The 23842-nt window shown below is 68.4% G+C and carries 23 protein-coding genes; 9 read left to right on the top strand and 14 right to left on the bottom strand.

Annotation, left to right across the window (positions count from 1 at the left end; all coding sequences use genetic code 11):
• The first annotated feature begins 48 nt into the window (after nucleotides 1–48).
• Both INT51_RS13270 and INT51_RS13265 read left to right on the top strand, forming a co-directional pair.
• Nucleotides 49–774 (top strand): MerR family transcriptional regulator, encoded by a 726-nt coding sequence (locus tag INT51_RS13270; protein WP_193105790.1) that lies wholly within the window; start codon nucleotides 49–51, stop codon nucleotides 772–774.
• A gap of 298 nt (nucleotides 775–1072) precedes the next feature.
• Nucleotides 1073–1909, top strand: a complete 837-nt coding sequence (locus INT51_RS13265; protein WP_193105789.1) for an SDR family oxidoreductase — start codon at nucleotides 1073–1075, stop codon at nucleotides 1907–1909.
• A 108-nt stretch (nucleotides 1910–2017) separates the two neighbouring features.
• Here the strand turns inward: INT51_RS13265 and INT51_RS13260 are convergent, their stop codons facing one another.
• Complete coding sequence (locus tag INT51_RS13260) at nucleotides 2018–3538, bottom strand: FAD-binding protein (RefSeq protein ID WP_193105788.1); 1521 nt, start codon at nucleotides 3536–3538, stop codon at nucleotides 2018–2020.
• A gap of 81 nt (nucleotides 3539–3619) precedes the next feature.
• Here INT51_RS13260 and INT51_RS13255 point away from each other — a divergent pair, with 81 nt between their 5' ends.
• From INT51_RS13255 to INT51_RS13245, 3 genes are all read left to right on the top strand, one after another.
• Entirely contained in the window at nucleotides 3620–4222 is a 603-nt protein-coding gene (locus INT51_RS13255; protein ID WP_193105787.1) for a TetR/AcrR family transcriptional regulator, read from the top strand.
• 445 nt (nucleotides 4223–4667) lie between these two features.
• Nucleotides 4668–6476 carry a PTS transporter subunit IIC gene (locus tag INT51_RS13250; RefSeq protein ID WP_193105786.1) on the top strand — a complete coding sequence of 603 codons (1809 nt, stop codon included), beginning with the start codon at nucleotides 4668–4670 and terminating at the stop codon, nucleotides 6474–6476.
• On the top strand, nucleotides 6473–7168 hold the full coding sequence (locus tag INT51_RS13245; RefSeq protein ID WP_226832355.1) for a sugar isomerase domain-containing protein: 696 nt from the start codon (nucleotides 6473–6475) through the stop codon (nucleotides 7166–7168). The genes INT51_RS13250 and INT51_RS13245 overlap by 4 nt, the downstream gene beginning before the upstream one ends.
• Here the strand turns inward: INT51_RS13245 and INT51_RS13240 are convergent.
• Complete coding sequence (locus INT51_RS13240) at nucleotides 7119–7868, bottom strand: GntR family transcriptional regulator (protein WP_193105784.1); 750 nt, start codon at nucleotides 7866–7868, stop codon at nucleotides 7119–7121. The two genes, INT51_RS13245 and INT51_RS13240, sit on opposite strands and share 50 nt — an antisense overlap.
• Nucleotides 7869–8151: 283 nt before the next feature.
• Between INT51_RS13240 and INT51_RS13235 the strand changes: the two genes are divergently transcribed.
• Nucleotides 8152–8925: an alpha/beta fold hydrolase gene (locus INT51_RS13235; RefSeq protein WP_193105783.1), complete on the top strand. Its 774-nt coding sequence runs from the start codon at nucleotides 8152–8154 to the stop codon at nucleotides 8923–8925.
• Nucleotides 8926–9073: 148 nt separating this feature from the next.
• Here the strand turns inward: INT51_RS13235 and INT51_RS13230 are convergent, their stop codons facing one another.
• From INT51_RS13230 to INT51_RS13200, 7 genes are all read right to left on the bottom strand, one after another.
• A complete protein-coding gene (locus INT51_RS13230; RefSeq protein WP_193105782.1) occupies nucleotides 9074–9643 on the bottom strand; it encodes a DUF421 domain-containing protein in 570 nt (189 codons plus the stop codon).
• Between the two features lie 54 nt (nucleotides 9644–9697).
• On the bottom strand, nucleotides 9698–11125 hold the full coding sequence (locus INT51_RS13225) for an FGGY-family carbohydrate kinase (protein WP_193105781.1): 1428 nt from the start codon (nucleotides 11123–11125) through the stop codon (nucleotides 9698–9700).
• Nucleotides 11122–12654 carry an FAD-binding oxidoreductase gene (locus INT51_RS13220; protein WP_193105780.1) on the bottom strand — a complete coding sequence of 511 codons (1533 nt, stop codon included), beginning with the start codon at nucleotides 12652–12654 and terminating at the stop codon, nucleotides 11122–11124. Before INT51_RS13220 ends, INT51_RS13225 begins: the two co-directional genes overlap by 4 nt.
• A gap of 115 nt (nucleotides 12655–12769) precedes the next feature.
• On the bottom strand, nucleotides 12770–13546 hold the full coding sequence (locus tag INT51_RS13215) for an SDR family oxidoreductase (RefSeq protein WP_193105779.1): 777 nt from the start codon (nucleotides 13544–13546) through the stop codon (nucleotides 12770–12772).
• 73 nt (nucleotides 13547–13619) lie between these two features.
• Nucleotides 13620–14903 carry a nitrate/nitrite transporter gene (locus INT51_RS13210; RefSeq protein ID WP_193105778.1) on the bottom strand — a complete coding sequence of 428 codons (1284 nt, stop codon included), beginning with the start codon at nucleotides 14901–14903 and terminating at the stop codon, nucleotides 13620–13622.
• Nucleotides 14904–15205: 302 nt separating this feature from the next.
• A complete protein-coding gene (locus tag INT51_RS13205; RefSeq protein ID WP_193105777.1) occupies nucleotides 15206–15793 on the bottom strand; it encodes a glycerol-3-phosphate responsive antiterminator in 588 nt (195 codons plus the stop codon).
• A gap of 189 nt (nucleotides 15794–15982) precedes the next feature.
• The gene (locus tag INT51_RS13200; protein ID WP_193105776.1) at nucleotides 15983–16744 is read right to left on the bottom strand and encodes an SDR family NAD(P)-dependent oxidoreductase; all 762 of its coding nucleotides are present in this window, start codon (nucleotides 16742–16744) and stop codon (nucleotides 15983–15985) included.
• A gap of 276 nt (nucleotides 16745–17020) precedes the next feature.
• Here INT51_RS13200 and INT51_RS13195 point away from each other — a divergent pair, with 276 nt between their 5' ends.
• Nucleotides 17021–18100 carry a sorbosone dehydrogenase family protein gene (locus INT51_RS13195; protein WP_304502191.1) on the top strand — a complete coding sequence of 360 codons (1080 nt, stop codon included), beginning with the start codon at nucleotides 17021–17023 and terminating at the stop codon, nucleotides 18098–18100.
• Nucleotides 18101–18160: 60 nt separating this feature from the next.
• Here INT51_RS13195 and INT51_RS13190 read toward each other — a convergent pair whose 3' ends face one another.
• Nucleotides 18161–19471, bottom strand: a complete 1311-nt coding sequence (locus tag INT51_RS13190; protein ID WP_193105774.1) for a sulfatase-like hydrolase/transferase — start codon at nucleotides 19469–19471, stop codon at nucleotides 18161–18163.
• A gap of 419 nt (nucleotides 19472–19890) precedes the next feature.
• Nucleotides 19891–20268, bottom strand: a complete 378-nt coding sequence (locus INT51_RS13185) for a hypothetical protein (RefSeq protein ID WP_193105773.1) — start codon at nucleotides 20266–20268, stop codon at nucleotides 19891–19893.
• Nucleotides 20269–20643: 375 nt separating this feature from the next.
• Between INT51_RS13185 and INT51_RS13180 the strand changes: the two genes are divergently transcribed.
• Nucleotides 20644–20964, top strand: coding sequence for a hypothetical protein (locus tag INT51_RS13180; RefSeq protein WP_193105772.1), 321 nt, complete (start codon nucleotides 20644–20646; stop codon nucleotides 20962–20964).
• Nucleotides 20965–20977: 13 nt separating this feature from the next.
• On the opposite strand, the gene INT51_RS13175 is transcribed toward INT51_RS13180, so the two are convergent.
• The 3 genes from INT51_RS13175 to INT51_RS13165 all read right to left on the bottom strand — a co-directional run bounded on the left by INT51_RS13175 (nucleotide 20978) and on the right by INT51_RS13165 (nucleotide 22356).
• Nucleotides 20978–21214 carry a type II toxin-antitoxin system Phd/YefM family antitoxin gene (locus INT51_RS13175; RefSeq protein WP_193105771.1) on the bottom strand — a complete coding sequence of 79 codons (237 nt, stop codon included), beginning with the start codon at nucleotides 21212–21214 and terminating at the stop codon, nucleotides 20978–20980.
• Nucleotides 21215–21784: 570 nt separating this feature from the next.
• The gene (locus INT51_RS13170; protein ID WP_193105770.1) at nucleotides 21785–21991 is read right to left on the bottom strand and encodes a zinc-ribbon domain-containing protein; all 207 of its coding nucleotides are present in this window, start codon (nucleotides 21989–21991) and stop codon (nucleotides 21785–21787) included.
• A gap of 149 nt (nucleotides 21992–22140) precedes the next feature.
• Nucleotides 22141–22356 (bottom strand): CsbD family protein, encoded by a 216-nt coding sequence (locus INT51_RS13165; RefSeq protein WP_193105769.1) that lies wholly within the window; start codon nucleotides 22354–22356, stop codon nucleotides 22141–22143.
• Nucleotides 22357–22638: 282 nt separating this feature from the next.
• On the opposite strand from INT51_RS13165, the gene INT51_RS13160 reads away from it, so the two are divergent.
• On the top strand, nucleotides 22639–23829 hold the full coding sequence (locus INT51_RS13160; protein WP_370540807.1) for a methyltransferase: 1191 nt from the start codon (nucleotides 22639–22641) through the stop codon (nucleotides 23827–23829).
• Nucleotides 23830–23842: the final 13 nt, after the last annotated feature.

The following is a 23842-nucleotide window of genomic DNA, read 5'->3' as shown; positions in this document are numbered from 1 at the left end:
TTGGCCGTCACGGCATAGTCGAGGCCGGGAGATCAGGGAGTGGAGCCGATGGGGTGGAGCACACAGCAGATCGCCGACCTCGCGGGGACGACGCTTCGTACCGTGCGGCACTATCACGAGATCGGTCTCCTGCCTGAACCGCCCCGTGGCGCCAACGGATACAAGAGCTACGGCGTCATCCACCTCACTCAACTGCTGCACATCCGGCGCCTCGTCGACTTCGGTGCGCCGCTGAGCGACGTACGCTCGATGAGCCTCGTCGATCACGCAGGAGGCGCCTCCGCGGAATACCTCGACGCGCTTCGCCGCCTCGACGACGAGGCGCAACGCGCGATTCAGCGTCTGCAGGGGATCAGGGCCGGTATCCGGCAGGAGCTTGACGCCCAGGAGGCTGCCACGAGGGCGGGCCGCAGTGCGCCCCAGCCTCCGAACCCTGACGACGACTTCATGATGGTGCTCTCCCGGGTGCTGCGCGCCGACGCCTTGGACTCGTGGAACAGGCTTCTCGAGCACGCCCCCGAGGACGATGCGCTCTCGGAGTTCGCTGACCTCGACGAGTCATCGACCCCCGGGGCCAGGTCCGATCTAGCCGTCAGACTGGCGGACGTGATCCAGCGAATATTCGTCGATCATCCGGAGCTGATCGCACCCGCGCTCGCATCGGGCCGCCAACGTCCCTTCGCGCGTGAGGCCATCGGGGTCGCACTCCGAGAGCTCTACAGACCCGCGCAGCTCGACGTGCTCGCTCGCGCCAACGCCCTCCTGAGCGAGTAGCTTCCGAGCCTCGAGAACGGGCGCTCGTGGTCGCGAGACCTGAGAGCTTCTCCCGATGGCTGATCAGGCCTCTTGGCGACTGCACGCTGGTGGTCCACAGGTTCGCCGCACCTGGATGCTCCGCTGTCCTCGTCCGCCCTGCCCGTCGGCGCTACGATCTGGAGTGAATCTGGTTCCCAGCCAGTCTCCGTAGGGTGCAGGCACGACGCGCAGAGCCCAGCGAGTTCGGCGCGCCCGCCTCAACGCGAGCACGGGCATCCACCCAGCGCCCTCGGGGCGCGGAGCGAAGGAGCAGCAGATGCATGAGGTTCTGGTCGTGATCGGTGCCGGCGGCATGGGCGAGGCGATCGTCCGGCGCAGCGGAGCGGGGCAGCAGATTCTGCTCGCCGACGTCGACGAAGCGGCCCTCGACCGCGTCGGATCGGCGCTGGCCGGGGACGGCTTCGCCGTGACCACCCAGCAGGTTGACGTCTCCTCCCGCGAATCCGTCGCAGCGCTCGCCGCCGCAGCCGCCGAGCTCGGGTCCGTGCGCAGCTTCGTGCACACCGCCGGCGTCTCGCCCCAGCAGGCGCCCACCGCCGCCGTGCTCAAGGTCGATCTCCTCGGCGTGGCCGTGAGCTTGGAGGAGTTCGGGAAGGTGGTCGCCCCGGGTGGCGCGGGCGTGGTCATCGCGAGCATGGCCGGGTCGATGACAGCCGGTAGCCTCCCCGCCGAGATGGAGGCGGCGCTCGCCTCCACCCCGACCGACGAGCTGCTCTCCCTGCCCTTCCTCCACGAGGGCGCGCTGTCGAATTCCGGCGCCGCGTACGGTATCGCCAAGCGCGCCAACCAGGTGCGCGTCCAGGCCGCGAGCGCCGACTGGGGTGCCCGGGGTGCGCGCGTGAACAGCATCAGTCCCGGCGTGATCTCCACGCCTATGGGTCAGCATGAGCTGGCCAGCGAGAACGGCGTCAGCATGAGGGCCATGATCCAAAGCTCCGGCACCGGTCGCATCGGCACCTCGGCCGACGTCGCCGGCGCCGCCGCTTTCCTGCTCGGCCCCGACGCCACCTTCATCACCGGGACGGATCTGCTGGTGGACGGGGGAGTGGTGGCTGCCGTGCGCTCCGGACGCATCCAGAAGCCCACTACCTGAGGCGACGGGCCCGGTCGTCCCAGGTGGGCGCGCCAGCCTCCGCGATCGCACCCGCCACCCTCGCGGGCTGGATGGTCAGCGGGCGGGTTGATCAGTCCGCGTCCGGGCTCAGCCGGGCCGCACGGAATACGCGTGGTGGAACACGTCCTTCGGATCCCAGGCTGCTTTGACCTGCTGCAGCCGGGGATAGTTGCCACGGTGGTACAGCTCGTGCCACGGCACATCGGAGGTGTTCCACTGCGGGTCGGCGAGGTCCAGATCCGGTTGGTTCAGATAGGAGCCATCGGTGCGTTCGGAGGGAACGGGCACCCCGCCGGTATCGGCGAACAGGTCACGGTAGAGCTCGCTGGTGAATCTCAGATGCTGCTCCTCGCCGTGTCCGTCGGCCGCCCAGACCGCGATCGGAACCACTTTGAGGATCGAGTCGCGCTGCGCGATCGCGGTGGCGGATGGGTTTACGGTGTTGATGGCGCCGCCGTAGGTGTGAAGGCACAGGCAGGCCCCGATGGCCTCGGTGTCCGCGCGGGTCAGGTGGTGGTACAGCGTGCGGATCTGCTCGCCCGAGAGCGGCTGACGGGCGTAGGCGTCCTTGACCTTCATCCGGAACTGTCCCCAGCCCAGTTCCTGGTCGTCGTCGAAGACCTGGAGCCACGGGATCCATTCCATGGAGACCACCGGGTCGAGCGCGGTCCCGTCCCCGATCTCGTCCAGATGGCGCTCGAGGAGTCGGCGAATCTCTTCGCGATCATCCTCGGCCCGTGCGGCGAACACCCCCTCCAGAGTGATGGAGCCGCGCGGCCGGCGCCACAGGTAGAACTCGCTGTGCATGCCCGCGTAGGGGGAGTCCGGGCCGCTCTCGCGCGCAGCCCACTCGCCGTGATTCCCGACCAGCAGTGCGAAGGTGCGTTCGTCCAGGTCCGCCCAGTCCCAGGTGAGGGAGAATCGCAGTGCCGCGGCCGGCACCGCGGGCAGCTGCCGTGCGGGCGGTGCATCTGCCGCGCCGGGTGAGCGCAGCCAGTAGCGGGTGACGATGCCGAAGGTGCCCCCGCCTCCGCCGGTATGCGCCCACCACAGATCACGGCGCGAGTCCTCTCGGTCCCGGGTCGCGACCACGGCGCGGGCTCGCCCGTCGGCGTCGACGACCACCACCTCCACGGCATGGAGATGATCGACGGCCAGTCCGTGCAGACGGGAGAGAAAGCCGTAGCCGCCGCCGGCGATGTGCCCGCCGACGCCGACCCCGGGGTACAGGCCGGCGGGGACGGTCACAGCCCAGCGGTCGGCGAGTTCGCGGTAGGCCTCGCCCAGGGTGGCGCCCGGTTCGACCATGAAGGCTTTCCTCTCGGAGTCGTACGCGACCTGACGCATCGCCGAGGTGTCGATGACGGTGTGCACCTGGGGGTGGTCGACGAAGTCCTCCAGGTTGTGCCCGCCGCTGCGGACAGCGATCCGGTGGCCGGAATCGACCGCCTCCTGCACGGCCAGGACGACTTCGTCCGTCGTCGTCACCGGGCGGATCATCTCCGGTCTGCCCCCGAACCGAGGGTTTCCGCGGCCGGACAGGTGGGCGTAGCCGGGGTCGCCCGGTCGGATGCGGGGCGGGGATGGCGTGGTGGTTGCGGTGCTCATGGGGCACTCCTTCCAATAGGAGACGCCACCGTATCTAAAGCTCGCCCGTTACGCAACGCATGCGTATCGTATGATCGGGTCATGCCTCCTCCAGCAACCTCCACGCAGCGACGCCGACGCGGAGCGGCGCTCGTCGAGGCCATCCACGCCGCGGCCCTGGACGAAGCTGTCGAGGCGGGAATCGATGGCATGACGATGGAGGGGATCGCCACGCGGGCGCGCACCGCCAAGACGTCTCTGTACAGACGCTGGTCCACCCCGGCCGAGATACTGATGGACTCGCTGTACGTCACCTTCCCCGTCGAGACGCCGTCTCCAGATGCCGATGACCTGCGCGGCGACCTTCTTCGAGCACTGAAGCAGCACAAGGAATGGCTGGGCACCCCCATGGCTCCCGTGGTCCATGCGATCAACATCTCGGGTGCCCGCTATGCCGATCTGAAGAAGGTCCTGTACGACCGTGTCCTCGACGCGCGCGGCAGCCGGGTGACCCTCACCGTGCTGCGGCATTACGTGGCGCACGGCGTGATCGATGCCGATCGCGTGACGCCGATGGTCGCCGATATCGGAGAGGCCATGATGGCCAAGATCCTGATGGACGCCGGTCGCGCTCCGTCCCGACGTGAGCTGGAGGCGATCGCGGACGAGGTCATCCTGCCCGCGATCGGTGTCAGCGACAGCTGAGCGAGTCGACGAGCTGGCGTTCCGGGCTTCCCGGGATGCGCCCTGGCAGGCCACTCCATGTCACCTCTCGCGAGTCTTCGCCGGATCTGTGCGTCGTCGTCCGATAAGGAGTGCGACGATCGCCGCGACCAGTCCCTTCGCGCCGGAGGTCGGCCGCCGGAGCTCCTTGTGGGCAGCCCGGCCGCAGGGCTTCAGAATGCGAAGAGCCACGGCCGCGCTGATTCCGATCGTCGAAGGTGTCGCAGGGGTGCGCGGGGCGAGTGACCGAGCGCAGTGATCTAACTGCATGGTGGGCGTGGGTGGGCGCCGGCGCCGCCCGCACGCCATTCGTCACCTGGCCGTTCGAGCAATCTGCGAGCACTCGTTGCCCGACACCACAAGTGGGCTATACCATTTGCTGGAGAGCCGAGGCCCGCCCGGTGCCGCGTCGTCGAGGAGACCGATCATGACCACCTTCGAAGCCGTTGTCAGAGTCATCACCGACAACCTGTTCGCCCAGGTATCCATCCTGATCGGGCTCATCGCACTGGTGGGCCTGATCCTGCAGCGCAAGCCGTTCGACGAGGTCGTCGCCGGCGCACTGCGAGCCACCATCGGCGTGGTCATCCTCAACATCGGTGTCGAGATCTTCACCGGGGGACTGGCCAGCTTCCAGGTGATCGTCTCCAGCGCCATGGGGCTCGAACCGCCGCAGGCCACCTCGACACTCACCGAGTTCACCGCCGGCGCCGGGTCGGTGGTGCCGCTGATCATCGCGGGCGGCTTCGTGGTCCACCTGGTGCTGGTGCGGATCTTCCCGGCCGCTCGTTTCGTCTACCTCACCGGCCACCTCATGTATTGGATGAGCGTGGTGATCGCCGCGAGCCTCGTCGAAGCCTTCGGCGACGTGAACCGGTGGGTGCTCGCCGGCGTGGGGTCGATCCTCATCGGCTGCTACTGGGTGCTGCAGCCTCTGTGGACCGCCCCGCTCATGCGCAAGGTCATGGGGGACGAGGAGGTGGGCCTCGCCCACACCGACTCCTTGATCGCCATCGCCTCCGGCTATGGCGCCCGCGCCCTCAAGCTCGGCGACCCCATCGCGCACGACTCCGAGAAGGTGCGACTGCCCAAGCCGGTCTCCTTCTTCAAGGACATCAACGTCTCCACCGCCACCATCATCGGCGTGATCATGCTGATCGCGATCCTCTTCGCCGATTCCGGCGTGGTCCAGGAGCAGATGGGTGACGCGACCGTGCTGCCCGGCGTCTGGGCCATTCTGCAGGCGCTGCGCTTCGCCGCTGGCATCGCGATCCTGCTGTTCGGCGTGCGCATGTTCCTCGCGGAGATCGTCCCGGCCTTCAAGGGCCTCTCGGAGAAGGTGCTGCCGGGCACGAAGCCCGCCCTGGACCTCCCGGTCACCTTCACCCGAGCCCCGACCTCTGTCATGATCGGCTTCCTCGCCTCGACCTTCGTGTTCCTCGTGCTCATGCTGATCTTCGCCGCCACCGGCTGGTTCGTACTGGTCCCCCCGATGATCATGCTGTTCTTCGGTGGCGGCGCCGGTGGAGTGTTCGGCAACGCGGTGGCCGGCTGGCGCGGAGCGATCTTCGGCGGCGTCCTCAACGGTGTGGTGCTCGCGTTCGGCCAGGCCATCGGCTGGAGCCTGTACGCCGGCACCGCACCGGAACTCGCGACCCTCGCCGACGCCGACTGGTATGCGATCGGCTGGGCCCTCATCGGTCTCGGTTCCCTCCTCGCGCCGCTGGGCACCTGGGCCATCTGGGTGCTGGCCGGCAGCGCGCTGGTCGTGACCATCGCCGTGCTCGTCGCCCTCGGACGCCGCCTGCCCGCGGACGACAACAGTGCGGAGCCCGCCGCCGCGACGCTCGCCCCAGCCATCGCCGGCGCCGACACCGCGCACGGCGATTCAGGTGCCGGCCCGTTGACCGAGCTCGCCGGCACCACGTTGTCCTCGAGCGACCGCCCGGCGACTCTCGATGTCCTCGCCGTCTGCGGCGCAGGTATGGGCTCGAGTCTGATCCTGCGCACCACCGCGGAGAAGGCGCTGGCGCGTCTGGAGATCCCGGCCACCTTGCGCCACGCCGACGTCGGCTCCGCTCGCGGCGAGCATCCCGACGTCGTGATCGCCCAGCAGACCTACCTCGAGGAACTCGGCGGTATCGCCCCGGTCATGGTCCCGATCGAGAACTTCGTCAATGTCGACCACGTCGAGGAACGACTCCTGGACGCACTGCAGAAGGAAGGATGGCGATGATCGACGATCTCACCGACCTGGTCACCCGCGTGGTCCAGGACAACCGTGACGGCGTGCTCGAGGCCGCCGAGGCGATCGCCACGACGGGTCGAGAGGAGGGCCTGCTGTACGCCGCCGGGGCAGGGCACTCCCTGGCGGCCGTGATGGAGACCTTCTTCCGCGCCGGAGGACTCGCCTTCGTGCGCCCCCTGTGGGATCAGGGCATCCTGCCGCTCGCCGGAGCGCGTGCTTCGACCGCGGCCGAACGCGAGCGGGGGCTGGGCGCGGGTGTTGCGCAGCGGGCAGGGATCACCGGCACGGACTGCGTGCTGATCTTCTCCAACTCCGGGGTGAACCCCTATCCGGTGGAGATCGCACAGCACGCCCGCGAGACCGGGGCGACCGTCATCGCGATGACCTCGGTGCACGCGAGCGCATCGGCCCCGACGCGAGCAGAGCATCGACTGTTCGAGATCGCGGACATCGTGCTGGATACCGCCGTGCCCGCGGGGGACGTCACCTGGCCGCCGCAGGCGCCCGTGACCGCTCCCGCCTCGACGATCCTCACCGCCTCGCTCTGGACGGCGATCCTGCGTCAGATCGACTCCATCGCCCCGGACGTGCCCCGCTGGAAGAGCGCGAACGTCTCCGGGACGGACGACTTCAATGCCGCACTCGTAGAGCGCTTCGGCCCCCGGATTCCTGAGCTGTGACCGGTGCGATCTGAGCCGACAGCTCGAAACGATCTCCCGGATAGGTCGAGACGGTCCGCTCGATCGACCGACCACCCCGACCGGAGACCCGCACGAACTCGAGCACCGCTGAACCCTCGTCGACCTCGAGCTGTGCAGCGTCCTCCGGGCGCACGATCGCCGCTCGGATCGTCTGCTCGCCGGCGTCGAACAGCACACCGTAGCGGTGCTCCAGCTCGCCGTAGAGGGACCTGCCTGCGAAGTCGACGTCGGCCAAGCCGGGAACGACGGCCGCATCCAGGGTGGTGCGTTCGATCGCCATCGGCCGGCCGTCGGCCAGTCGCACTCGATCCAGGCGGATCACGGGCGAGCCCTCGGCGAGGCCAAGGCTCTCCGCGGCGCGGGCGTCTGCCTGCTCCTCGGCGATCCGCAGTACGCGTGAGCTCGCCTCGATCCCGCGCGAGGCCATGTCCTCGGTGAAGCCTGTCAGGTGCAGTGGGAGGTTCACGGCCGGTCGCGCCACGAAGGAGCCGCGACCCACCTCTCGCACCAGGCGGCCCTCTCGGGTGAGTTCGTCCAGGGCCCGCCGTGCCGTCATCCGCGAGACGCCGGAATCGACGGCGAGGGCCCGTTCGCTCGGGACTGAGGACCCGACGGGCAGCGCCTCGATCTCGCGGCGCAGCTCGTCCACGAGGGTCCGGAATTTGGAGCGGTCAACCATGCGCTGATCTTCCCATGGTCGACTCCTCGCAGGACCGACCGCCCACGATCCTCCTCCGAAGTGGCAGCGAGCATCTTCTCGGCACTGCAGGTCATGGCGTGGTGATCGCGACGCTGGGGATGATGCGCCCCGCCGGACAGCCCGAGGGTTCCTCTTGACGTCGGCGGCCACGAGCGCCCCTGGCGGGGAGTCCGGCCGTGAGCTCACTCCTGGCAAAATGCTGCGCCGCGTCCCCCTTCCGCACTACGTTGGCATCCTGACGACGACGTGAGTGAGGTGCACGATGTTCCTCGTCGACCGCGGCAGCGGGCCCACCGTCGTGCTCGTGCCGGGCCTGGGGTGCGATCACACGATGTACGAACCCCAGCTCGACGCGTTCGAGGGGGTGCGATGCCTCGCCGTGGACCTGCGGGGCACCGGGCGATCGCAGTCCCTGGCGGGGATCCCGGACCGTGAGGTGCTGACCGTACAGGCCGACGAGATCGCCCGCGCGCTGCGTGAGCGCGACCTCGACAGCGCCCATCTGGTCGGCATCTCCTACGGCGGAGTCGTGGTCCAGCAGTTCATGCAGAGGCACCCCGAGCTGACCGAATCGGCGGTGATCTGCGACAGCCTGTGCGACGTGCGCCCTCGCTCGCTGCGCGAGCGCCTCCAGCTGTGGCCCGCGCACCTGCAGCCGGCGATGCTCCGGGCGATGCCCCGCAAGGCCCTGGCAGCAGCCACCCGGGCGGCCTACCCGCGCTGGCCGGAGGCCGGCGAGGCGATGGCCCAGGTCTTCCTGACGGCGCGGATCGACGATCTCGTGACGCAGCGGCGCGTGGTCAATCAGGTGCACTTCGAGGACGCTCTGCGCCGCTGCACCACCCCGACGCTGTGCCTGGTCGGAGATCACTCGACGTTGGCGAAGGCGATGATGCGCCGCACCCATGAGGCGCTGGTGAACTCCGAGTTCCGCGTCATCGCGGATTCCTTCGACCCGTCCAGCCTGTGCAATTCGAGCGCCTTCACCGACCATCTGCAGCGCTGGGTGACGGCGCGCGAAGCCGAGAGCGGCTGAGCGGGGCGCCGCTGCTGCGCCCAGCTGCCGGCCCCACGATGAGGGCCGAGGCCTCCGGCTCCACGGGGTTCACGACGCAGGCCGTCGACGGGCTGGAGGGCACCCTCACCGACCTGCGCCGAGATCGGCACGAGCTCACGGTTCTCGGTCACACCGCCAGAAGTCGATCCGGGATCGCCTCACGTCCGTCGACATCCTCCACCAGCGCCGCATCGATCGCCGATCCCTGCCGCACCACGGTGAGGCTGCCACGGTCCTCGAGGATCACCAGCTCCACCTGCCGCAGATCCAGCACCCCGCTGATCCGCAACCGGTTCAGCAGGTCGCGTTCGGACAGACGACGCCGGTGCAGGGCACGGGCGACCGTCTGCCCACCGACCATGACAACGGTCGAGCGGCGACGAGCACGGCGAGGGAACGGTCGCAGAGTCCGCCGCATCGTCCCCACCAGCCAGTCCAGGATCATCAGTGTGTTCAGCACGATCAGCGCAGCCAGCATGGTCGGGGCCTCGCCGAGCGTCGCCCGAGCGGCGACACCGCCGATCACGGCGAGCACCACGAAACTGCCGACGGTGGGGTTGGCCATCAGACGCGGGCCCGCGACATGCACGAGCAGGGAGAAGAACAGGTACAGCACGACCGCGGAGATCACGACACCCAGCGCCCCGCTCCAGGTGATGCCGAGGTAGTCCTGCCACACGATGTTCCAGTCGATCATGCATCCATTGTCGTGGACAGCGGGACTGCGGAACTGGCCCGGGGGAGCTGCCCGCTACCCCACAGCCTCCCGAGTTCGCCGGTAGATCTCGTCCGTCACGGGTCGCACGTCCCGGTACACCGCGAGGAGCTGCTGATAGGTCGCCGTGTTCCCGGGGATCGGGACGGTCCGGTCCGTCACGACGGCGAAACGCGCCACTCCCTCCTGGAAGCTCGGGACGAGGCCGGTGGCGACGGCGGCGCAGATCGCCGCGCCGCGCCCGGCAGAGCTGCCCCCGTCCAGTCGGAGGCACTCGAGGTCGAAGACGTCCGCGAGGATCTGGGTCATCAGATCCGAAGCGGCCCCGCCACCGGTGACGACCACGCGCTCGAACGTGGTGCCGAGCTCGTCCGCCATGTCGTCGGTGCGCTCCTTCATGGTCAGGGCGATGCCTTCGAGGATCGACCGGAACATGTGCGCTCTGCCCTGGCGCCCGTCGAATCCCAGAATGCTGCCCCGGCGGGCAGGAGCCTCGCTGGGGGCGAGCCAGTCGGGCACGGTCAGCAGCCCGTCGGAACCAGCCGGTACGTCGAGGGCTTCGCGCCCCAGCATCTCCTCCACGGTGTCCCCGCGTGCTTCGGCCTCGCGCACGGTTCCCTCCCCGAGCAGATCGCGGAACCAGCTCACCGTCCACATCCCGCGGCGGATCCCGCCACTCTCGTACAGGTGCTTCCCCGGTTCCGAGCCGAAGTTCGTCCAGAACGACGTCGAATCGGCCCTGCCCGCGTCGCCCACGGACATCCCGGCGATGTAGGTGCCGAGCGACAGCAGCAGGGACCGCGGATCCTGCAGCCCGGCACCGAGCGCTTCGACCGCTTTATCGTTCGCGGTGGCGACCACGGGCAGCCCCTCGGGCAGCCCGGTGGCCGCAGCGGCGCCCGCCGTCAGATTCCCGAGGACCTCGCCCGGCATGACCAGGTCGAACAGCATGCTGCGCGCCATACCGGTGCGCTGATAGGCCTGCTCGTCCGAAGACCAGGACCAGGCCGCGGCATCGATGGGCCACATGCCCTGATAGTTCGCCACGGTGTCCGTGAAGTTCCCGGTCAGACGGTGAGTGATGTATCCCGAGGAGGTCGTGACGTAGGCGGCGTCGGTGGACTCCGCGCGGTACGGGCGGCCCACCCGTTCGTCCATCCAGCTCTGCACGGGCTGCGCGAGCGACCCGTCGGCGCGCAGCACTGCCCGGCAGAACCGGATCGTGCACAGGCCGATCCCGGCGATTGCTCGAGGGTCCCCGTCGAAATCGTCCATGGCCAACCGGCAGGCCTCGGAGATCGACTCCCAGAGGACATCATCGGGGTACTCGACCACACCCGGGCGAGGGGTGTGGTTGGCGGGGAGGGGGACCCGGCCCACGGCACAGGTGCGGCCGTGCTCGTCGTAGACGGTGACCTTGGAGGACTGCGACCCGTTGTCGATCCCGATCACATACCTCGTCATGAGGCGGAGCCCTCGCTGCCGCCATCGCGCTGGTGATGCTGCGGCTGCGCGGCGGCCGGCTGGATCGCACCGTCCGCGGGGAAGACTGTTCCCTTGTTCATGATCCCGTTCGGGTCGAAGGTCTCCTTGAGGGCGGCGAGCACCGGGTAGGCGCTGCCGTGCTCCTGCTCGGTCCAGGGGGTGCGGTACTTGCCGATCCCGTGATGATGCACCATCGAACCACCGTGCCGCAGCGCCTCCTCGACGATGATCGCGTTGAGCGGGACGTGGTACTTCTCGATCTCCTGCTCGGGGGAGGCGTCGATCCGGTAGTCGTACACGAAGTACATGTTGGTCCCGGTCTGGTAGCTGTGCGAGGAGTGGCCGCCGAGCATGGTCAGGTCATCGACGTGCGGGTACTCCTCGCGAATACGACGGATGACGGCGTCATAGAGGTCCGCGACCTGGGACCAGTCGGCGGAGACCTCCGTGGTGTAGCCCAGATGCTGGGAGTCGAGCATCGCGGCCTTCTCGGCCTCGATCTTCTCCGGCCCCCAGTTCAGATTGTCGAACCAGGCCTCGATGAGTGTCGGATCGACCGTGTCGTGCTCATGCTGCTCGACGACCCGGGTGATCTCCTCGCTGGTGGCGCGTACAAGACTCTCGGGCCCTTCCGCAACCAGGACGACGACGCACTTGCCCTGGCTGAAGTGGGAGAAATGCTGGTTGGCATCCTCCGGGGAATACAGGCGAGCCACCGAGGGGCGGAAGCCGTTGGTGATCACTTCGCGAAGGATGGCGATGCCGGTGCGCATGTCATCGACCAGTGCGCCGTGGAACTCGTTGTTCTCCGGGTAGAAGCGGAACACCTTGAGGGTGACCTCGGTGATCACCGAGAGAGCCCCTTCGTTGCCGATCACGATGTGGCGGATGTCCGGGCCGGCCGCGCGCCGGGGGACCGCCTTGATCCGGGAGACCCGGCCACCGGGGAAGACGGTCTCCAGGCCCACGACCATGTCCTCGATCGCGCCGTACAGCGTGGAGAACTGGCCGATGCTGCGCGTGGACACGAGGCCGCCGTACTGCGCCAACGGCTTGGACTGAGGGGAGTGCCCCGTGGTCAGACCCTGCTCGCGCAGCTGATCCTCCAGGGTCTGCAACGTCACCCCCGCCTCCACGGTGACCTGCATGTTCTCCGGGTCGATGGAGAGCACCTGATTCATGCGGGAGACGTCCAGCACGATCGTGTCGGCGACGCTGGTCTCCAGGCCGCCCTCGGTGCCGGTGCGTCCGCTGCGCGGCACGATGTTGACGAGGTTCTCGTCGGCGAACGCGAGCACCGCGGCGACATCCGCCGTGGAGGTGGCGTAGACGATCGCGACCGGCAGGGGCGCGGTGAAGATCCCGTGCGCCGACTGATACTTCTTGAAGCGGTCGACGCTGGATTCCTGGAGGGCGCTCTCGTCGGTCTCGATCTGCCCGGGGTTCAGGATCGAGTGGAGCTGGTCGAGGATCTGGCTGCGGGTCAGGGGGGAACGTGAATCGATCATGGTGCGGAGGGTCCTCTCACGATGGTTCGTGCTTGTGGTGGTGTGGTGGTGTGGTGGGGGTATCAGGGCCGGTTGCGGGTCGAGCCGGCGGCGGGATGGACGACGGGCGGGATCGTCAGCGGACGAGGTAGCCGCCGTCGACGGTCAGGACGTGTCCATTGACGTAGTCGGAGGCCCGGGACGCAAGGAACACGGCTGCTCCCATGAGGTCGGCGACCTCTCCCCATCGGCCGGCCGGGATGTGCTCGAGGATGCGACGGCTGGCCTCCGGATCCGCGCGGGTCGTCGCGGTCAGCGCGGTCGCGAAGTAGCCGGGTGCGATCGCATTGACCTGGATCCCGTGCTGGGCCAGCTCATCGCTGTACGCCTTCGTGAATCCGACGATGCCGTGCTTCGTCGCGGCGTAGGCGGGGGAGGACTGGCCCCCGAGGAAGGCGAAGAGCGAGGCGATGTTGATGATCTTCCCGGAGCCCTGCGCGATGAAGTGCTCGACCGCCGCCTGCGAGAGCGCGAAGGGTGCCGTGAGGTTCAGCTCCACCATCGGATCCCACTTCTCGCGGTCGAACTCCTGGACGGATCCGAGCTTCGACATGCCGGCCGAGTTCACGATCACGTCCAGCCCGCCCAGAGACTCGAGGGCCTGTGCGATGACACGGGCCGGTGATCCGTGGGCCGTGATGTCGATCTCGAGGAACTCGTAGCGACGCCCGGTCGCCTCGATGAGACTGCGTGTGGTCCCGTCGTCGTCGACGATGCTCGGGACCAGGATGTCGGCCCCGGCCTTCGCGAGGGCGAGGGCGAATGCCTGGCCGAGACCGGAGTTGCCTCCGGTGACCACGGCGACCTTTCCCTGCAGGGAGAAGTGGTCGAGTGAGAAGTCGGTGATGTCCATGGTCATGCTCCTGAGGTGAGGCGGTTCGGAGGGAGGGCGTTTCGTCGCGGGGAGCGAGAACGGCGAGATGAGGTCAGGCGGGGGTGGGTGCAGGTTCGGGCTGGGAGGTGGAGCGCTCGCGGGCGTGGACGCGCATCGTCACCGTGCACAGGACCATGCCGATCACGGCAGCGATGATGAGGACGATGAACATCGCCGAGAACCCGCCGCCCTGCGTGGGAACACCGTTGGACGGGTCGCCGATCCACCAGGAGGCGACAGCGGGGAGGAAGGCGTCGGGCAGATACGCGAGACCAGAGGCGAGACCGATCACGCCGCCTCGCTGCGCGACGGGGATGCCGAGCTCCCCGACGGAAGCCCAGAACACGCCGCGGGCGGCGAAGACGGCCAGGCTCATGATGACCATCAGCGCCACGGCGATCCATAGCAGGCCCGCTTGCCGAGGCAGGAGGAGATAGCCGACGGCGGTGAGGCCCACGATCACGAAGGTCAGGCGGAGGAATCTCGGGGTGGAGCGGAAGTATTTGTCCACCAGCACACCGCCGACGGGGCCAGCGATGAACTGGAAGACGTAGGTGCGGATGACGCCGATGACGCCGATCATGCCTGCTGCGACCCCGAAGCCGTCCTGCAGCAGCGGCGACAGGTATCCCATCAGGGTGTAGAAGGAATACATCATCATCACGGTGCCGCCGATGAGCCAGGTGTACTTGTTCGTGGCCGCCTGCAGCAGCTGTCGGAACCCGACCGATTGGCGCTCCGCCTTGTCCAGTTCGTCCTTCCCCTGGTGGACGATGAAGTACACGAGGATCGCGAGCACCAGTGCGAGCACCCCGTAGATGCGGATCAAGGTGGCCACGCCGGTGCTCGCCACGACGGCCTGCGCGACGATCGCCGAGCCGACGAGTCCGATGACCGTCGTCGTCAGCCCGCGGATCCCTTCCAGGAAGCCGAACAGGCGCCCCTGCTCGCCCTCGCCCCCGAGCAGACTGATCGACTTCACCAGCGCCGACCAGTACAGGCCCATCCCGAGCACCGCGAAGAGGACGTGCACGATGAGCACCGCCCAGTACCCCGGTGCGGTGGCGACGTACAGGTCCAGCACTCCGGTACCGGCCATCGCAATGACGATGAGCAGTTTCGGGGAGAACCTGTCGGCGAACCAGCCCCCGACGAAGTACATGACGACGGCGGTAGCGCCGAACACCGATGTGACGGTGCCGTACTCCTGCAAGGAGAGCCCCAGCGCTTCGGCGCCGTCGCTGAGGAACAGGAAACGCAGATAGGCGACCTGGAAGATGACGCCACCGGTCATCGCCAGGAGGAGGAAGCTGACTGACCTCCGCATTCGAGTCATGGAACCACTCCTTCGTGGATTGAGGGCCGGGAGCTCCGGGGGACTGCCGCAGCAGGTTCGGGAGGCGGCGGAACGTTTTCGGGCATAGAAAAAGAGATCAGCAAGCAGTCACCCCCCGAAGGGAGTGACGCCACTGATCTCTTGGTCTCTGTCGTGACGTCCGGGAAGAACCCGGAGTTATGAAGTTTTGTCGGACCTTACCAACGGTGTGCTCGCGGTGTCCACCCGCTCATATCGTGGGCTGGATCGGGCGTCTCGCCCGGGCGCGCATGCTGGGCGGCCTGCCCGCTCTCACGCTGCGGTCACATATCCCAGACCAGCTGGTCCGAGGTCGCCACGGCCAGAGCGCCGGCACCGAGCGCTGCGATCACGTCGCTGCGCTCGCAGACCAGGCCGCCTGCGATCAACGGCGTCGAGAAGTCGGCCCGCAGCCACTCGATCACGCGAGGCACGCAGCCGGGAAGGATCTCCACGAAGTGGGGATCGCCCTGCTTGAGGACCCGTGCCAGCTGGTGGTACGAGATCGAGTCGACCAGAAAATACCGTTGCACGGCGGCCAGTCCGGCTCGGCGGGCCGCGCGCACGACGCTCGGTTTGGAGGAGAGGACCCCATCTGCGCCGGTATGGGAGGTCAGCCAGTCCACCGCAGCATCCTGCGAGGACAGGCCGTCGATGAAGTCCAGGTTCACCAGCACGATCTTCCCGGCGGTCTTGCATCTCTCCACTGTCTGCTCGATGTCGAGCAGGCTTCCGTAGAGAAGGAAGAGGACCTCGTGCTCGGAACGGAGCGCAGCGAGCAATGCTTTCTCGTCCTTGACACTGGCGATGACGGGGTCGGACTGCAACGATTCGAGGACCGTCGCCTCACGCGTACTGCCCGCTCGATCCACGGCTGTTCCTCCTGGGGTTGACACGCTTGGGGTGTGCGACCGGTTCGGGCTATGCGAGACCGAGCGGCGCCGGCCGTCGATCGGCGCCCCTGCCCCGAGGCGAGTGACGTCGCGCCATCGAACGCTACCGGACCATTGCTGGTCCGAGTCCAGCTGTGCCGGGAGGGCGGCACTGCTCCTGCCGCCGCCTCAGGTCCGCAGGTGCGACGCTCCATTCAGGTCGAGGATCGCCCCGGACGCCCACTGCGCCTGCGGTGAGGTGAGATAGAGGATCGCCGCGGCGACCTCCTGCGCGGTCCCGACCCTGCCGAAGGGGCTCTGCGCGCGCAAGCCGTCACCGGCCTCCCCGTCGAGCTTGTTCTGCTGACGCTCCGTGCCGATGAACCCGGGAGCCACCGAGGCGACAGCGATGTCGTGGGGCGCCAGTGCGAGCGCCATCGACTGGCCGAACGCGTGCAGCCCTGCCTTCGCCGCTCCATAGGCGGGGGCATCAGGTTCTCCGCGGAAGGCGCCCCGGGAGCCGACGTTCACGATGACGCCCGGTGCCTGCCGGGCGATGAGGGAGCGGGAGACCAGATACGTGAGGTTCGCCGGCGCGGTGAGGTCCACGTCGATCATCCGGGTCCACCGCTGCTGCCAGGTGTCGTAGTCGGTCTCGTCCACGCGGTGATCGGTGCTTCCACCGGGCGCGATCCCGGCATTGTTGACGAGGATGTCGATCTGCCCGAGTGCGCTCTCAGCCTCCTGGACGATTCGACGGGCGGTGTCAGGATCGGACAGGTCCCCGCCGACCAGCACATGGCCCTCGCCGTGGAGCTGAGCCAGGGTCTCCTGCGCCGAGGCGGCATCGGCGCCGTAATGGACGGCCACCCGTTCCCCGCGCTCGCTCAGCGCGATCGCCGTGGCCCGCCCGATCCCACGGGATGCTCCCGTGACCAGTGCGCATCTCATGGTGGTTCCTCTCCTGGCCGTGGAGCATCCACCATGCCCCATGGCCACGACGCGGCGGGGGCGACTCACCGCTGGCGTGGCCCGTCAGTGTGCCCGGCCGGCGCCGCAGGTGAAGAGCGGGCGCCCGGGCAGCGTGCGAGGGGTGGCAGAGGCAGCGCCCCGAACCGGTCCGGACACGGACCGGGCGCCCGCTGGGCTGGATCCAACATCTCCGAGGCGCGGGCTACCGTTGTCGGACGGACGGGACGTGGCCCGCTCCGATCAAGGGGGACTGCCGTGATCACTCGTCGACGATTCACCGCGCTGAGCGGCGTCCTCGCCGCTGGAGGCCTCCTCGCTTCCTGCTCCGACTCCCCGGACGGGCCTGGGCCCGATGATGTCGCGGGCTCGGAATCGTCCGGACCCGACGGGGCCGAGATCCTCACCATCGGGCTCGACGCGCCCTGGTCGATCACCTTCCACGGGGAGACGGCGCTGGTCAGCGAACGCGACTCCGCGCGCATCCTCGAGCTCGCCCCCGACGGGACCGCGCGCGAGGTCGGCGTGATCGACGGAGTCGTCGCCGGGGGAGAGGGAGGACTGCTCGGCATCGTCGCGCACGACGGGGACCTGTTCACCTACTTCACCGCGGCCGACGGGAACCGGATCGAGCGCCGACCGCTGACGGGATCACCGGGCGCGATCAGCCTGGGCGACCCCTCGATTCTCCTCGACGCCATCCCGTCGGCCGGGGTCCACAACGGAGGCCGCCTCGCCGTCGGACCCGACGAGATGCTGTACGCGACCGTCGGCGACGCCACGGACCGCGACAGCGCCCAGGACACCGGCGCGCTCTCGGGGAAGATCCTGCGGATGACGCCGGACGGGGACGTGCCGGAGGACAACCCCCTGCCCGACTCGCTCGTGTACAGCTACGGGCATCGCAACCCGCAGGGGATCGCCTGGGGGCAGGACGGCACCATGTACGCCAGCGAGTTCGGCCAGGACACCTGGGACGAGCTGAACGTCATCGAACCCGGCGGCAACTACGGCTGGCCCGAGGTCGAAGGCATCGCCGACCAGGAGGAATACCTCGATCCGGTGCAGCAGTGGTCTCCCGCCGAGGCGAGTCCCAGCGGCATCGCGATCGCAGGCGGGCGCCTCTACGTCGCCAACCTCCGGGGCGCGCGGTTGTGGGTGGCGCCGCTGGAGGACCTGAGCTCGTCGACACAGCTGCTGGTCGGTGAGGTGGGGCGGCTGCGCGACGTGGTGACTGCTCCGGACGGCTCGCTGTGGGTGCTCACCAACAACACCGATGGTCGCGGGAATCCGGCCGACGCGGATGATCGCATCCTGCGCTTCGACCCCGCCCCGTAACGGCATCCGCTCGACGCAGCCCCGGTCCTTGCGAGGGGCAGTCGATCGTTCCCTGACGACTCAGAACATGGCGGCAGAGGTCCAGACCTGGTGAGCATCCCGCCATCGGTCGAGATCCCGCTCCAGTTCCGTTGCGGCCTGCGGCACCTCGGCCGTGACATCGCGTCTCTCGGCCACGTCGGCATCCAGATCGATCACCGCGCGCTCCAGCGTCGCCGGCGGGTCCATGCCCTCCCGCGCCTCCGTCACCAGCTTGTAGTGGCCGCGTCGCACCGCCCACTGGCCCTGATAGGTCCACATCAGCGACCTCTGGGCGGGAGAGGCGTCCCCGCGCAGCGCCTCGAGCAGGGAGATGCCGTCGACGTCCGGCAGGTCGGGCGCGGTGCCGTCGGCCGCGTGCAGGATCGTGGGCAGCAGGTCCATCATCATGCCGGGCTCGTCGAACTCGGTGCCGGCCGGCATTCCGGCAGGCCAGGAAGCGATTCCTGGGACGCGAATGCCGCCCTCGAACACGGATCCCTTGGACCCGCGCAGACCGCCGGCCGAGCCGCCGGTGTAGGAGATCTCCTCCCCGTCCAACCAGTTGCGGCTCTCCCGCGAGGGGCCGTTATCCGAGGAGAACACCACCAGTGTGTTCTCGCGGGCGCCGGCCGCCGTCAGCGCCGCCAGGATCTCGCCCACGGCGTCGTCCAGCGCGGCGATCATGGCGGCCATCTCACGCCTGCCCGGAGGCAGATGCGCCACGCGATCCATATGCTCCGCGGGGGCGTGCATCGGGTAGTGAGGAGCAGTGAACGGGACGTAGCAGAAGAACGGGCCCCGTGATGCTTCGCGAGTGATGAACTCCGCGGCGCGGCGACCGATCACGGTGGTCAGGTACTCGCCGTTCAGCCAAATCTCGTCCTCTCCGTCCCACAGATCGTGGACCGGGTTGCGGCCGCCCCAGTAGAAGATGTGCGAGTAGTAGTCCACGCAGCCGGCGCGGATCCCGAACACCTCGTCGAAGCCGTAGCGGCCGGGCGCGAACGCAGGATCCGTACCCAGATGCCACTTGCCGAACAGTCCCGTCGCGTAGCCCCGGTCGCGCAGCAGGGAGGAGAGGGTGGGCTGCGGGGGCAGCCCCGGGGTGCCGCGCCGCCCACCCAGGATCGACTCCACGCCGGCGTGGGCGGGGTACTTGCCCGTCAGCAGCGAGGCCCGGGACGGCGAGCACACCGGCGAGTTCGCGTACCACTGGGAGAGCTTCACCCCGTTCGTACGCAGGGAATCCAGGTGCGGAGTGGGGATGTCGGCTGCTCCGAAGCAGCCCAGGTCGCCCCAGCCGAGGTCGTCGGCATAGAGCACCACGATGTTCGGGCGATGGTCGGTCACGATCACTCCTTGACGGTGTCGGCGAGGAACCCAGGGGAGTCTCCGGCAGTGCCCCCGGCGAGGACCTACGGCCTCGAGGCTAGCGGCACGGCCCTCCTGAGCATCCTCGTGCTGGCGCCTGCGGGACCGCGGGGACAGCTTCTTTCACTGGATGATTTCGATGTACGACATCGGGGAGGTCGACTACGACCCCAGCATGAGCGGGCTCGACGAGGGGACGCATCAGGGGACGGGGTGCGCCGAGTGGAGCGGGAGCCGGGGGCAGATGACAGAGACGTACCGCCCGCGCAGGCGGATCCTGCTCCCCACCTTCCTGTCGCTCTCGATGTTTCCGCGGTTGGATGACCGGAGAAACCGCAACGACGTGCTGACTTCTGTCCCGCAATCGACGGAATCCGTCGGAAGCCGTGCTGCCCGGGCTACTGGTCCTTCCTCGGTGCCGGGCCCTCGCTATCGCGCAGCAGATCAGCGAACGACGCGCGCAGCCGCGGCGTGACCCTGATCGGGACCTCCTGATCGATCACGCCGTGGTGGCCCAGCTCGAGAGTGATGACCGGCCCGGTCGAACTCGCCGAGGAATGGACATCGATGAGCTCGGAGGCGGCGTCCAGGCCTGCGAGTATCTCCTCGCCTTTGACTGAATACGCCTCTCCTGCCCGCAGATGCAGACTGTGCGCGCGGCACACCTCGAAGGTGCAGTCGTCGATCTCGATCCATTCCTGTGGGCGCGCGGTGCATCCTTGCACCTCGCAGAAAGCGGGGAAAGCGCTGGTGAGGTGTCCGCTGCTGTCACGCACGGCGCACTGGCAGTTCCCACCGGTCGGTCTGTGCCCGGAAGGAGCCGGGCACGATCGAGGTGCTTCTCCGGCTGGTGGCCCTCGAACAGATCACCGCGAAGCATGCGGCGCGGGGGTGTTCGGAGCTCTGCCCGACATCTCTCCTCGACGTGAGCATGGTCGACTCCTTTCGTTGATCGTGCGGGACGGACATGCGCGTGATTCTGAGGGGGGTTTCGTCCAGACCTCCACGGTAGGCACGTCGAGCCCGCCACACCAAGGGACCCGACCGTTCGGCACGGATTTCAGGCGGAGCGTCGATCGTCGTCCCCGTCATCACGCAGAGTGCGGTCCAGTTGCCCTGGACTTCGCCGCGCGATGGGCCACACTGAGGGAATGGAGCCCACTGAACGTCCTCTTCTCACCGGTGACCAGGCTAGAGCGGGGCGGGCCCTCGCGCAGGTCTCCCTCGACGTCGTCGGCCACCGCGCGGGCCTCGACCCCGACCAGCTTCGCAGCTTCGAACGAGGTGGTGACGACCTCGGTGCGGCCCAGAACGATGCCCTGCGAGAAGCCTTGGAGGACCACGGCGTCCAGTTCCTGGCCGAGGACGACGACGCCGGCTACGGGGTGCGTCAGAAGTTCAACCAGAGCAAGGTGAAGCGGATCGAGAACTGGGAGAACGAGGGCGGTCCTGCCTACGAGGACGACATCTGACCCACGCCGAGGTTCAGAGCCGCTCGAGCAGGTCCCAGACGAATTCTCTCTCCTCCTCCTCGGGGCTGAGTGGGGGTGGGGCATATGGCTCGTCGCCGAGCGCGACCACGGAGCGGTCGTAGAACTCCGGGGATACGAGGACGGCGCGCCGCCGGGCTCCTCGGCTGAGTATCTCGACGGGCTCATGCTGAACCAGGCCCATATAGGTGCTCTGGTCGGCTCGGAATGCTGAGGGAGTCACTCGTTTCATCGGCCGACGCTATAACACGCACAAACGGTTGTACATCACGGGCAACGTGTCCAGGTTCGACAGCGACGAACCCTCTTCCCGGACACCGATCGCGCATATCCGCCGTCGCGAGGCCCCGAGGCTCCGAGTTCCGAGACCCGAGATCTCAACCGAGGCCTGAGGCCCGAGGCCTGAGATCCCCATCCAGATCCGAAGTCTGAGGCCGGAGATCCGAGATCCATGGCCTGCGGCCCGAGGGCCGCGGCTCCCGGTGGAGCCTGGCGGTGGTCATCGGCTGACGGTATGTCTCCAAGAACCACTGGTACATCATGTACATCACGTACAACTTGTACATGTCTTGCGGAGGCAAACCCTCTTTCGGGACGGCTCGTAGATGCACTGATGGCGGTCGGACACACCAACGGCGGTCGGATGCACTGATATCGGCTGGGCGCACCGACGGCGACGGATGCACGGTTGGCGGCCCGGCAGCGGGCCCTGGGTCGTCCCGTACCTCCGGGGAGACTCGCACGTGAAGGCCCGCGCTCCGCCCGGCCTCACTGCACGAGAGAAGCCGCGCTCCGCCCGACCTCATTCTTCGACGGTCGCTCCGCAGATGCCGCATTGCTCATACTGCCGTCGGCCCCACCGTGCGACCGGGATGACGAAGAACAGCGTGAACTGCCGGAACGACTTCACGCGCGACCACTGCGTGGTGTTGTGGCAGCGAGGGCAGGCACGGGTGGCCCCGGGTCCGAGATCCTGCTGCTTCGAGGCGATGCCGAAGATGAAGAACATGGGTGGCTCCCGTGGTCGGAGAAGTCGGATCAGCCGATGCGATCGAAGTCGGCCGGCACAGGGGCGGCACCGCCTGATGGCGACCCCATCGCAGGGGCCGCCACCAGATCGACGCGACGCTGAGTCTCAGCAGCCGCGTCGCAGGCGGGTCACTTCGGGCCGTCGCCCTTGTTCCCGGTGAGACCGCCGAGCGCGCCCTTCACGGTGTCGCGGGCATCCTGGAGCTTCTCCTTGGCGTTGGCCTTGCCCTGCTGGGCCTCGCCCTCCGCCTGGGTCTCCTTGTCGCCGGTGGCCTTGCCCAGGCCTTCCTTGGCCTGGCCGCCCAGCTTGTCGGTCGCGTTCTCGAACTTCTCGTCTGCACTCATGTGGTGCCTCCTTCGTCGTTGTGAACACGTCTGGCGTGTGGATGTTCGAGTATAGGAAGGATGGCCGGAAAGGCACCTACCCGCCGGTCAGGCGCCCGACGGCGATGTCGCGCAGAGGCGGATCGCGCAGCAGCCAAGCACTTGGTGGTCCACGATCCGACCCCAGGTGAGACACTGGGGGACCGGACGAGAAGGCCTCGTCGCGAGGTCACGCTCCGAATTCCGACACCGACGTGACGCCGGTTCCTCGCAGAGTCGACGTCCTGGGGGAAACCGATGTCCATGGTCAGCTGGACCGAGAACGGCACCGAACGCGCAGCACGATGGCGCTCCGAGAACGGTGCCGCGCCGCCGGCGTGCCTCGAGGTCGTCGACGACACGCTCACCGCGAACGCCGCCCTGCGGCGCATCCGCAGCGGGGTGGGACTGCTGTGGCGCGGCGACTACCACAACGCTCGACAGCTGCTGAAGGCGGTCTCCCGCCGCATCGACCACCGCGCCATCCCCCGGAATCTCGATGTCGCGAGTCTCTTCCGGGCCCACCGCGCCGAACGCTCCGAACGCGCAGGGGTGCTCGGGGGGATCACGGTCCTCCTCGAACCCGGGATCCGTCTCGCGCTGCGCCGTGCTCCCGACGTGAGCGCGGCCTGCGGCGAGGCGTACGGCGAGCTGCAGGAGCCGACCCTGGTGTCCCTGACCGAACTGCAAGGGGTGCTCAGCGCCTGGCAGTGGCACGAGCAAGGAGTGCCCGTCCCGGCGCTCGGAGCGCGCATCCATCCTCGCTACAGCGTCTTCTCGCCCTCGCGGTCCGAGTACGTTGATCTCGTGGCCCGCGCACCGCTTCCCGGGGCAGCCGGGACAGCAGAAGGAGTCGGGGGAGCCGGGGGCGTGGACGTGGTCGATATCGGCACCGGCACCGGCGTCCTGGCCGCGGTCCTCGCCCGCCGGGGAGCAGTCCGCGTGGTCGCGACCGACATCAACCCTCGCGCGGTGGAGAGCGCGCAGGAGAACATGCAGCGGCTCGGCCTCGAAGATCGGGTCTCCGTGCTGGAGGCCGACCTCTTCCCGCCCGGTCGCGCGGACCTCGTCGTCTGCAATCCGCCGTGGCTGCCCGGCGAGCCCACCTCCACGCTCGAACTGGGCGTCTACGACGACCACTCCGACATGCTGCGACGTTTCCTCGATGGTCTCGGCGAGCACCTCACGCCCGGCGGCGAGGGGTGGCTGGTGCTCTCCGATCTCGCGGAGCACCTGGGCCTGCGCAGCCGCGAGGAGCTGCTGGGGATGATCCGCGCAGCCGGGCTCGAGGTCGTCGGCAGCGACTCGACGCCCGCCCGCCATTCCCGCGCCGAGGATCCTCACGACCTGCTCCACGCTGCTCGTCGCCAGGAGGTCACGACCCTGTGGCGCGTGCAGCCCGTGGCGGTGCAGCTCGGGATGAGTGCCCCGGCGAGACGCTCACGCCGGCGCTGACGAGCCCGCTCGG

Origin of the sequence: Brachybacterium sp. FME24, assembly GCF_014897705.1 — a bacterium.
GTDB lineage: Bacteria > Actinomycetota > Actinomycetes > Actinomycetales > Dermabacteraceae > Brachybacterium.
Note: the sequence above shows the minus strand (reverse complement) of the source record. Positions and strands in the feature narration are given on the sequence as shown.

Coding starts and splice junctions, on each gene's coding strand:
- INT51_RS13270 (WP_193105790.1), top strand. CDS start 49: ATGGGGTGGAGCACACAGCAGATCGCCGACCTCGCGGGGACGACGCTT.
- INT51_RS13265 (WP_193105789.1), top strand. CDS start 1,073: ATGCATGAGGTTCTGGTCGTGATCGGTGCCGGCGGCATGGGCGAGGCG.
- INT51_RS13260 (WP_193105788.1), bottom strand. CDS start 3,538: ATGAGCACCGCAACCACCACGCCATCCCCGCCCCGCATCCGACCGGGC.
- INT51_RS13255 (WP_193105787.1), top strand. CDS start 3,620: ATGCCTCCTCCAGCAACCTCCACGCAGCGACGCCGACGCGGAGCGGCG.
- INT51_RS13250 (WP_193105786.1), top strand. CDS start 4,668: ATGACCACCTTCGAAGCCGTTGTCAGAGTCATCACCGACAACCTGTTC.
- INT51_RS13245 (WP_226832355.1), top strand. CDS start 6,473: ATGATCGACGATCTCACCGACCTGGTCACCCGCGTGGTCCAGGACAAC.
- INT51_RS13240 (WP_193105784.1), bottom strand. CDS start 7,868: ATGGTTGACCGCTCCAAATTCCGGACCCTCGTGGACGAGCTGCGCCGC.
- INT51_RS13235 (WP_193105783.1), top strand. CDS start 8,152: ATGTTCCTCGTCGACCGCGGCAGCGGGCCCACCGTCGTGCTCGTGCCG.
- INT51_RS13230 (WP_193105782.1), bottom strand. CDS start 9,643: ATGATCGACTGGAACATCGTGTGGCAGGACTACCTCGGCATCACCTGG.
- INT51_RS13225 (WP_193105781.1), bottom strand. CDS start 11,125: ATGACGAGGTATGTGATCGGGATCGACAACGGGTCGCAGTCCTCCAAG.
- INT51_RS13220 (WP_193105780.1), bottom strand. CDS start 12,654: ATGATCGATTCACGTTCCCCCCTGACCCGCAGCCAGATCCTCGACCAG.
- INT51_RS13215 (WP_193105779.1), bottom strand. CDS start 13,546: ATGGACATCACCGACTTCTCACTCGACCACTTCTCCCTGCAGGGAAAG.
- INT51_RS13210 (WP_193105778.1), bottom strand. CDS start 14,903: ATGACTCGAATGCGGAGGTCAGTCAGCTTCCTCCTCCTGGCGATGACC.
- INT51_RS13200 (WP_193105776.1), bottom strand. CDS start 16,744: ATGAGATGCGCACTGGTCACGGGAGCATCCCGTGGGATCGGGCGGGCC.
- INT51_RS13180 (WP_193105772.1), top strand. CDS start 20,644: ATGGAGCCCACTGAACGTCCTCTTCTCACCGGTGACCAGGCTAGAGCG.
- INT51_RS13175 (WP_193105771.1), bottom strand. CDS start 21,214: ATGAAACGAGTGACTCCCTCAGCATTCCGAGCCGACCAGAGCACCTAT.
- INT51_RS13170 (WP_193105770.1), bottom strand. CDS start 21,991: ATGTTCTTCATCTTCGGCATCGCCTCGAAGCAGCAGGATCTCGGACCC.
- INT51_RS13165 (WP_193105769.1), bottom strand. CDS start 22,356: ATGAGTGCAGACGAGAAGTTCGAGAACGCGACCGACAAGCTGGGCGGC.
- INT51_RS13160 (WP_370540807.1), top strand. CDS start 22,639: ATGGTCAGCTGGACCGAGAACGGCACCGAACGCGCAGCACGATGGCGC.